This is a genomic window from Pseudomonas sp. GM21 (assembly GCF_000282215.1).
Lineage (GTDB): Bacteria > Pseudomonadota > Gammaproteobacteria > Pseudomonadales > Pseudomonadaceae > Aquipseudomonas.
Map to the genome: position 1 here is coordinate 1 of NZ_AKJS01000153.1, position 9,364 is coordinate 9,364.

At 60.4% G+C, this 9,364-nt stretch carries 8 protein-coding genes; 3 read left to right on the top strand and 5 right to left on the bottom strand.

Annotated features, from left to right (window positions below; translation table 11 throughout):
• Positions 1-2,167, bottom strand: a 2,167-nt coding sequence (locus tag PMI22_RS04645) for an RHS repeat domain-containing protein (RefSeq protein ID WP_007948377.1), incomplete at its 3' end; no start/stop codon positions are given.
• A 165-nt stretch (positions 2,168-2,332) separates the two neighbouring features.
• On the opposite strand from PMI22_RS04645, the gene PMI22_RS04640 reads away from it, so the two are divergent.
• From PMI22_RS04640 to PMI22_RS04630, 3 genes are all read left to right on the top strand, one after another.
• Positions 2,333-2,797 carry a hypothetical protein gene (locus tag PMI22_RS04640; protein ID WP_007948379.1) on the top strand — a complete coding sequence of 155 codons (465 nt, stop codon included), beginning with the start codon at positions 2,333-2,335 and terminating at the stop codon, positions 2,795-2,797.
• Between the two features lie 32 nt (positions 2,798-2,829).
• Positions 2,830-3,654 carry an SDR family oxidoreductase gene (locus tag PMI22_RS04635; protein ID WP_007948380.1) on the top strand — a complete coding sequence of 275 codons (825 nt, stop codon included), beginning with the start codon at positions 2,830-2,832 and terminating at the stop codon, positions 3,652-3,654.
• 152 nt (positions 3,655-3,806) lie between these two features.
• Positions 3,807-4,205: a DUF4440 domain-containing protein gene (locus PMI22_RS04630; protein WP_007948381.1), complete on the top strand. Its 399-nt coding sequence runs from the start codon at positions 3,807-3,809 to the stop codon at positions 4,203-4,205.
• Positions 4,206-4,328: 123 nt separating this feature from the next.
• Here the strand turns inward: PMI22_RS04630 and PMI22_RS04625 are convergent, their stop codons facing one another.
• The 4 genes from PMI22_RS04625 to PMI22_RS04610 form a co-directional block, all read right to left on the bottom strand.
• Positions 4,329-5,177, bottom strand: coding sequence for an efflux RND transporter periplasmic adaptor subunit (locus PMI22_RS04625; RefSeq protein ID WP_007948382.1), 849 nt, complete (start codon positions 5,175-5,177; stop codon positions 4,329-4,331).
• Positions 5,178-5,187: 10 nt separating this feature from the next.
• Entirely contained in the window at positions 5,188-5,388 is a 201-nt protein-coding gene (locus PMI22_RS04620; protein ID WP_007896379.1) for a DUF1656 domain-containing protein, read from the bottom strand.
• Positions 5,378-7,570 (bottom strand): FUSC family protein, encoded by a 2,193-nt coding sequence (locus tag PMI22_RS04615; RefSeq protein ID WP_007948383.1) that lies wholly within the window; start codon positions 7,568-7,570, stop codon positions 5,378-5,380. The genes PMI22_RS04620 and PMI22_RS04615 overlap by 11 nt, the downstream gene beginning before the upstream one ends.
• Positions 7,571-7,714: 144 nt before the next feature.
• Positions 7,715-9,226, bottom strand: a complete 1,512-nt coding sequence (locus PMI22_RS04610; RefSeq protein ID WP_007948384.1) for an efflux transporter outer membrane subunit — start codon at positions 9,224-9,226, stop codon at positions 7,715-7,717.
• Positions 9,227-9,364 lie beyond the last annotated feature (138 nt).

Sequence of the window (9,364 nt, forward strand, 5' to 3'; positions counted from 1 at the left end):
CGCCCCCCGCCGCCGTACCGGCGGCGCTGGTAGCACTACTGGCAAGTTGAGTTGCTACACGTCGACCCAAGGCTTTAAACCGATGTTGCGCATAGGCGTGATTGAGCAGCGAATTCTTGAAGTCACCGGCTCCGTCCGCAACCGATGACAACAGAGCGTTTTGTTTATCCAGGCTGTCGTTCAGCTCCGAAGCTTCAGTCAACTCGCCACCGTCGCTATCGACATACGTCATGGGGGAGTTTGCGACCATTTGATAAACGTTCGGCCCATCAACAAACCCTTTGGGATCAGGATTGAGCCAACGGAACAACCACGGGATGTAATAACGCAGGCCAAAGTAGTAGAGCCCCGTTGCATCCTGCTCCTTTCCCGAATAGCGAACGGTTTTATAGTCGACGTCAATCACATCCGGGCCGGCATACCACGCGGTCTGGCCGAAAGGATAAAAGACTTCCTGGCTGATGATTTGCGCGTCAATGGCCAGTTCCAGGGTGCAGGAGTTCAGGTGATCGACCAGGTTGAACCGATATTGGTCGTTGACCCCTGACCGCGGAACGCTCTCCCAATGCAACACCCGCACAGTGTTGAGCCCGGCCTCCACGGTAATGACTTGCAGCACCTCCCCAGTGCCACTGTCGGTGCGAATTTCCAGCCCCGGCAAGTAACGCACCTGCGCCACTACCGTCCGGGCGCGGATCCGCAACGAGCGAATTTTACGTACCCGCTGACCGGTCCCATCGTAAAAATAGGCCTCCTGGTCATTGACCCCTGAGGCGCGCACAACCGGGCTGACCGACTGCAATTGATTGCGCAGATCCCACGTCAAAAGACGCCCCTGATCGAGCTCCAGTAAATTGCCGTTGGCATCGAACGCGGCAGCGATTTCCGCTTCGGTCGGTGGCACGCTGTTACGCCACGGCAGACAGCGATTGCTGAACTGTGCGGCCTTCAGTTCACGCCCTGGACTTTGCGCGCCACTGTGCGTCAGCTTCAGCAGATTGCCGCCCGTGTCATAGCGATAAGTCTGGCGGTAGTTGCTGAGTGCCGCCGGGTCATTACGACCGACTGACTCCGGGGCCTGAATCGGGCCACCCGCCTCCCAGCCAGATGCCGCGATCAATTGATAAAGACTGTCGTAGATAAATCGACTGACGGGTTCGATGCGTTGATTGTTGAAGTACCGCACCGGCATCGCCTTGTCTTCGATGCTCAGCACATTGCCCATTCGGTCATAACGGTAAATCAGATATTGCAGCAATCCGGCCCCATCGCTGTACGCCCGTCGCTCCAGCAGACGACTGTCTTCAGGCCGGTATTTCAGACTCGTCCGCACCCCGCTGCCCGCGACTTCCCGTTCGACTTGCCCCTCGGCGTTGTACTCAATTCCACTGACGAGCTTTTGCCAGGATGTCTGGTTTGCCAATTTCAACGCGCTGAGGCGCAGCCGCCCATCTTGCGTGTAGTTGAAGGTCTGGTGGTTTTTGCTGGCATCGACCGTTTCCAACACAACACCCTGCGGACCGTAGCGCCACGTGGAGTTCGCGCCCGCGCCGGGTTCCAGTAATCGCTGGCGTTCGGCCTCCGCCTCCGGCCAATCAGGCGCAACAAGGTCCAGTGTGAAGTGACGGATTTGTTCGAGGCATTGACCGATGACCGAAAATGACTCAAACAACACGGTTCCCGCCGGATCATCATGACGAATCAATTGACCGCACAGGTTCCGCAGGTCTTGGTCGGGCCCGCCATACGTCATGCGTTCAACACAACGGCGTGGCTCCGCCCTCCCCTGTTCAAACACCGAAACGGGACGAAGCAAGGCGTCGTAGAAGATTTCGCGTTGGGTATCGCGGCCATCCCATCCGTGCAAAATCTCATGGCCCAGTCCCGGCAGGCTGAGTCGCCATCCGGCATCGACACTGATCGTGCGCAACGCCTCACCGGACAGCGAATGCACGGTGACAAGGTTGGCGGGCGCCAGCGGATCTTGGTCCTGTAGCAACCAAAGCCGTGGGTCCCACTGTTTGGCGCAGTGCCCGGCGGCATTGCGAAGAGTGCGATTGATACGGGCCAGAGTCGGCTCGCCTTCAACCGCGCGCCAATAATCAATTGAACGGATCGGCAGCTCCCGCGGATCGACAACCGACAACCTGGGAGTTTTGTAATGCATGCCGGCGCGCCCCTGTAAGCCAGCGACTATCTAACCGGTTGTCGAAATAACGGGCTACTGTCAGAAATTACAGTACCGACCAATGGCAACCGACCTGATCCATGAATGTCCATTCCCACAGCCCTTCGGTAGGATGGTACTCATGAGTTCAAGGAGCGTACCTACATGTTCATCGGCGTCCTGCTGGTCATCACCTGGTTGATTTTGCTGCTGCGCTACCCGGCAAAGGCGTTTCCCGTCTCTGTGGCGGCCGCGGTCGGTTTGGCGCTGGTGGCCACGTGGGTAATCTGGATGGACAACCGCGAGGTCAAGCAACTCGCACGCCTGGAGTTGCGCATTGCCTACGCGCCCGAGCAGTGCCCGGCGGATCGTCCGTTGCAGCTAAAAATGAACAACGGCAACGACGTCCCGCTGACCGAATTGCGTTGGCGCATCGCGGCGTATGCGCCGGGCGATACCGTGAATCTGGCCGATAACCAATATACCGCCCCGCGTTATCGGGGCCCCGGCGAATTGCAGGCCGGCGCCAACTGGGAGGACTGCTTGCCAATGCCGCCCCTGCGCCCCGGCTATCGCCCACAAACCCTGGAGTTTCGCGCTGAGCGTTTGCAGGGTAGTTTCTCCGACTGATTGCCTATTTCTTTTTGCACAAGGACCGCGCCATGCCCGTTGCGTTGATTACCGGTTGTTCCAGCGGCATTGGCCGCGCCCTCGCCGAGGTGTTCAAAAATGCCGGCTACGAAGTGTGGGCCAGCGCCCGCAAGGTTGAAGACGTCGCCGCGTTAACGGCTGCCGGTTTTACCGCCGTGCAACTGGACGTCAATGATAGCGCGGCACTCGAACAGCTGGCGGAACAGATCAATCAGCAACGAGGCGGCCTCGACGTGCTGATCAACAACGCTGGTTATGGCGCCATGGGGCCGCTGCTCGACGGCGGTGTTGCGGCCATGCAGCGGCAGTTCGAAACCAATGTATTCGCCATCGTCGGTGTTACCCGCGCACTGTTCCCGGTACTGCGTCGAGCCAAAGGATTGGTGGTGAACATCGGTAGCGTTTCAGGGATCCTGGTCACGCCGTTTGCGGGTGCTTATTGCGCTTCGAAAGCCGCCGTTCATGCGTTGAGCGATGCGTTGCGCATGGAACTGGCGCCGTTCGGGATCCGCGTGATGGAAGTCCAGCCGGGGGCCATCGAATCCAGCTTCGCTAAAAATGCCGGGCATGAGGCTGAACAACTGATCACCGAACAATCGCCGTGGTTTCCACTGCGCGAAGGCATTCGCGCGCGAGCCAAGGCTTCGCAGGACAAACCGACACCGGCCAGGGAGTTTGCAGAGGGTTTGCTCAAGGCTGTGCAACAGAGCAAACCACCGCGCCTGATTCGATTGGGCAATGGCAGCCGGGCGTTGCCGTTGTTGGCGGGGTTGTTGCCGAAGGGGTTGTTGGAGGCGGGGTTGATGAGGCGGTTCGGGTTGCGCGGGCAGCTCTGAGACCGAGTCGACGCCATCGCGAGCAGGCTCGCTCCCACAGGGTTCTGCTGGGTGGCATAGATAGCATTCACACCAAAGATCACTGTGGAGCGAGACCGGCTTGCCGGCGATAGTGTCAGAACAGACACCGAAAAATTTCAGGACACACTACCATGACCGACTACACCGACTACTTCGACGAAGTCATCCAGGCCCACGTTGCCATCGAACAATGGCTCGCCGAGGAGCAAGACGATTCCGCGCTTGAACAGCTCCTGAGCCGATTTTCACCGCAGTTTTCCATGCTCTCGCCGTTAGGCCGGGTGCTGGACTTCGAGGCGTTGAGCGAGCTGTTTCAGCTGGCGGGCGGGAAGAAGCTCGGGTTCAGGATTGAGCTCAGCGAGTTGCGCGGTGTTGCGCTGTATGACGGTGGCGCGGTAGTGCGTTATCGCGAGCAGCAGACCGATGCGACCGGGCTGCATTCGGATCGGCGCTCGACCGTGGTGTTTGAGAAAGACGCCGATGGCGGGCTGATCTGGCGGCACTTGCATGAGACGTTTTGCAAAGGCTGATCTATAGCCTTTTTTTTCTGTGAGACCGAGTTGCCCCCTTCGCGAGCAGGCTCGCTCCCACAGGGAAACGCATTCCAATGTGGGAGCGAGTCTGCTCGCGATGGGAACAACTCGGTCCAACGACTAGTTAACCACCACCGTACACGTTATCCCCGCCGCCAACAGCACCCCCTCCGGCACTTCATCAATGTGAATCCGCACCGGCACGCGCTGCGCCAGCCGCACCCAGTTAAACGTCGGGTTCACATCGGCAATCAGCTCGCGACTCTGCGGGTTATCCCGGTCATAGATGCCGCGAGAGATACTCTCCACATGCCCCTTCAGCACTTCGCCGCTCATCAATTGCATGTCGGCCTTGTCACCCACTCGCACGTGCGGCAGTTTGGTTTCTTCAAAGAAGCCATACACCCAAAACGAGTTCATATCGACCACGGCCATTTTCGCTTCGCCAATGCGCGCGTAGTCGCCGCGATGGACGTTGAGGTTGGTCACGTAACCGTCCACCGCCGCCCGCACTTCGGTGCGTTTGAGGTTCAGTTCAGCGGCTTCGAGTTGCGCTTGGGCATGCTGATAATCAGCCAATGCCGAGTCGGCAATGTTGCTGGCGTCGTCGCGGTTTTCCCTGGAAATCACCAGGTTGTCCATGTCGGCGCGGCGGCGTGCGTTGACCTTGCGCATCTCCCAGGTCGACTTGCGTGAGGCCACCAGCGCCTGCGCCTGTTTGACCGCAATGCGGTAGTGCTCGGGGTCGATCTGCATCAGCAAGTCGCCCTTCTTCACCTGCTGGTTATCGCGCACCGGCACGTCCACCACTTCCCCGGTGACGTCAGCGGCGACGTTGATGATGTCGGCGCGCACCCGGCCGTCGCGAGTCCAGGGGGTGTCCATGTAATGCACCCACAGGGTCCGGCCGATCCATAGGGCGAGGGCCAGCACCAACAAGGTGGCGAGCAGGCTGAAAAGCTTTTTCATCAAAATGTTCTCAACGGTAAACAGTCAGCGCCAGCGCGCCGAACAGACAGGTAAACAGGCTCAGGCGCAGCAGCGCCGGATGCCAGAAGAAGCGGTACAGATCGAACCCGGACAGAAACCGGTCCAGCGCCCAGGCCAACGCCGCAGCAATGAAAAACATCAGGGTCATGGTCGGCATGTACACGCCGTGGAAGGCGATTTCACGAGGCATGTTCAAGTCCTTGAGGCTCGGTGTTGGTGCAGGCGGCGAGCGGCGATTGCGGGTCCAGCAATGAGGTGCGAATGAAGTGCAGGTAGCTCTTCACCCGGCGCAAGGCCGAGGTGTCGAAGTGCGGCGCAAAAGGTTCGTCGGTGGCTTGCACACGGCTGATCGCATGGTCAACCGCAATCAGGCTGCGCTCCAGATTGCTCTGGCTCGGTTGCAGGAATAGCCGCACCAGCGAACGCCCCATCACGCGGATGGCCTGACGCCAGAGTTGCGATTCGGCATAGGCCGGATGCACCGGCAGAATCGCCTGTTCCTTGCGCAACTCGATGATCGCGTGGCCGACCTCCAGCACCACGAACATCCAGCGCAACAAGTCCCGTTGCACCTGCGGCTGACCGGCGGCCAACCCATAGGCTTGATGCAACAAGTCCCGCGTGCGGCTTTCAAAACTCGACGCCAACCCCTTGAGTTTGCCGCTGATCGCATACACCACTTGGCCGCGCAGATCCTGCTCCAGCCTGCGCCACAACCAGCGACTGTTCGGCGGCAGAATGATCGCCCCGGCGGCCGCGCACACCAGCATGCCGAGCACCATGGCGATGTAGTCGTTGATGAAGGCGTAAGGGTTGTAGACCGTGAGGTTGTCCGGCACCGAACCGGTGCTGAAAAAGATCAGCAAGCCGAGGCCGACGCCGGCGTATTGCGGCCGCGACGTGAGGAACGAACCGAGCACGATCACCGGCGCGAGCATCACGCACAACAACGGGAAACCGTCGATCCACGGGAAGATGAAAAACATCTCGACGAAGCCGATCAGCGCGCCAAGGAAGGTGCCGCAGGCCATCTGAAACGCCATGCGTTTCGGGTTTGGTGTCGCGGCTGAAAGACCGACGGTGGCGGCGGCAATCAACGTCATCGTCGCCCCGCTCGGCCACGCCGTCGCCACCCAATAGCTGCCGAGCACCACCAGAATGAACGCCGCGCGAATCCCCGACGCCGCCGAGGCCATCCAGTTGGTTTGCGGGGTGAACGGCTCGTCCCATTGCTCACGCGCATGGCTGTGATCGGCGAGCGAGGCGTGGGTCTGTGCATAACTGTGCAAGTCGTCGACGAAGCGATAGAGCAGTTCGTATGCGGTGTGGAAATCCAGTTGCTCGGCGTCGCCGGGATGGCTCTCTTGAAAGGTCGTGCGCAGGCTTCGGACCCGCGCCGGCAAACCTTCTTTGTAAGCGCTCAATTCGACCACCAATCGAGCCGCGTCCGCGTGGGTCAGGGCGCGGCCGCTGAAGCCGTCGAGCACTTGCGCCAGATCCTGCAAACCCGGTTTGATCGCCTTGACCACCTGATCGGCACCACTGCTGTCCAAGCGTTCGAGCAACTGATGCAAGGCGTTGAATCGCGTGGTGATCCCCATGAACTCGCTGTTCAAACGATTGAGCCGACCGTTGCGCCGACGCATGTGCGGGTCTTCGAACACGGTGACACTGCGCAGGCCTTCCAGCCCGACCGCTTCGGCGATGAAGCGCACATTGCCGGCTTCAAAAGCGTCCCGTTTGCTGCAACCGCGCAAGCCGTCGGTAACGAACAACGCGAACACACCGAAGCGTTGGTACAAGGCGTTGCGCATCGCGGCGCTCGCGGTTTGCGGCAGGATCGCCGCACTGACCAGCGTCGAGCAGAGAATGCCGAGGGAGATTTCCAACACGCGCCACACGGCGGCCATGAACGCCCCGTCCGGGTGCGCCAACGCCGGCAAACCGACCATCGCGGCGGTGTACCCGGCCAGCACGAAACCGTAAGCACGAAAGTTGCGATACCGCGCCGCGCCGGCCGAGCAGATACCCACCCATATCGCCAGCGAGCCGAGAAACAGTTCAGTGTTTTGCGCGAACAACGCAATCAGCGCGACCATCACCGCCGACCCGGTCAAGGTGCCCACAAAGCGGTAAAAACTCTTGGCGAACACCTGACCACTTTGCGGCTGCATGACGATGAACACGGTGATCATCGCCGTGCGCGGTTGCGGCAATTCCAGGCGCATCGCCAGCCACAATGTCAGGAATGCGGCGAACAACACCTTGAAGATGTAAACCCAGGTCACGCCGTCGCTGCGTGCCCAGTCGAAGAAACCCCGGCGCCATTCAAGGGAATACAGCCAGCGCAAAGGTGCGGGCAAGGGAGTCATGAAATCCTGCTCATTGGTCGAAGGTTGTGCAGCGAATTGGCCCATGTGGGAGCGAGCCTGCTCGCGAAAGCGGTGTATCAGGCAACATCATCATTGACTGACACGCCCTCTTCGCGAGCAGGCTCGCTCCCACAGGGTTGGTGTTCACTTCGAGATGCTCTGGAGCAAGGCCGGGGTTTTCGGTGCAGCGGTCTGGCTGTCTTTCGGCACGTCATTACCCGCACCAAGCCCCCCACCCAACGCCGTCACCAGTTCAGCATGAGCACTGAGCCGAGCCGCCTGCACCTGCTGCTGAACCTGCTGCTGCTTGAACAACAACGTCTGCGCGTTGAGCACGTTGAGGTAGTCAGTGAGCCCTCGCTGATACGCGATCATCGCGATGTCATACGTCTTCTGCGCGGTGGCCACGGATTCGGCGGCGAAAGTTTGCTGCTTGTCCATGGACTCGCGGCGGATCAACTGGTCGGAGATGCTTTTCAGTGCGTTGACCAGTGTCTGGTTGTACTTGGCCACGGCGATGTCATAGCCCGCCGAGGCTTCGCCCAGTTCGGCGCGCAAACGCCCGCCATCGAAGATCGGCAACGAGATCGCCGGGCCGACGCTGTAGTTGAGTTTCTTGCCGGTCAAAAACTCCAGCGCCCCGCCGCCCGTGGCCATGTAGCCGAGGCTGCCAACCAGATCGACATTGGGATAAAAGCCAGCGTGGGCGACATCAATGCCCCGCGCCTGAGCCGCCACTTGCCAGCGACTGGCAACCACGTCAGGGCGTTGACCGAGCAATTGCGCAGGCAGCGACGACGGCAATTTCAGCGCCGTGCCCAACGACAGCGTTGGCCGCTGCAAGTGTGTGCCCTCCCCCGGCCCCTTGCCTGCCAGGGCCGCGAGCTGGTTGCGACTGAGGGCGATGGCTTCGTCCAGCGCATCGATCTGGCGATGGGTTTCCGGCAACGGCGTCTCGGCCTGACTGACTTCAAAGTGAGTGCCGATGCCACCATCCAGACGCTTCTGGGCGAGGTCGAGAATCTGCTGTTGCTGCTTCAGCGTCGCTTCGACGATGTCGCGCTGGGCGTAATGCAGCGACAGTTCGATGTAGGCGCGCACGATGTTGTTCTGCAATTCGAGCTGCGCCAGACGCGCTTCGGCAGCGCTCATGTGCGCCATGTCCACGGCGCGCTCGGCGGCATTGCTTTCACGGTCCCAGAGGTCCAGCGCATAGCTGAAACCCAAGGCGGCGTTGTTATCCCAGGTCGTGGTGTTGGCCAACTCCCCCGGCCCGTAGAACTGATCGGTCGGCCAGTTGTGACGCTTGAGGGTTGCTTCGCCATTGATCTGCAATGACTCGGCGGATTCGGCGATACCAGCCATGGACTTGGCATGACGCACCCGCGCCGCCGCCATCGCCATGCTCGGGCTGCCTTGTACGGCGAGGTAGATCCAGTGATTCAGTTGCGGGTCGCCATAGGCCTGCCACCACTGAGCGGCGGGCCAGTGCGCGTCCTGTGCAGCGCTTTGAATGGCTTCGTCGGTGGCCAATGAATCAGCCTCAAGCGCCTTGCCCTGCGGGGCAATACCTCCAGTTCCGATGCAGCCGCTGATTGCCAGGGATAAAGCCAAAACACTGAGCGTCTGAAACGCTCTGCTGATGCGACGCGGCACTGCTGCGATTTCCTGAAAGAGGGGAGGTACGAATTCCTGTGGGAGCCGGCTTGTCCTAATGCCGGTCAGTTAAGCCATAACGCGTTCTGTAGCAGCTGGCGAAGCCTGCGTCGGCCGGTCCGCGCTCGGGCGCAGCAG

Coding starts and splice junctions, on each gene's coding strand:
- PMI22_RS04640 (WP_007948379.1), top strand. CDS start 2,333: ATGTTCATCGGCGTCCTGCTGGTCATCACCTGGTTGATTTTGCTGCTG.
- PMI22_RS04635 (WP_007948380.1), top strand. CDS start 2,830: ATGCCCGTTGCGTTGATTACCGGTTGTTCCAGCGGCATTGGCCGCGCC.
- PMI22_RS04630 (WP_007948381.1), top strand. CDS start 3,807: ATGACCGACTACACCGACTACTTCGACGAAGTCATCCAGGCCCACGTT.
- PMI22_RS04625 (WP_007948382.1), bottom strand. CDS start 5,177: ATGAAAAAGCTTTTCAGCCTGCTCGCCACCTTGTTGGTGCTGGCCCTC.
- PMI22_RS04620 (WP_007896379.1), bottom strand. CDS start 5,388: ATGCCTCGTGAAATCGCCTTCCACGGCGTGTACATGCCGACCATGACC.
- PMI22_RS04615 (WP_007948383.1), bottom strand. CDS start 7,570: ATGACTCCCTTGCCCGCACCTTTGCGCTGGCTGTATTCCCTTGAATGG.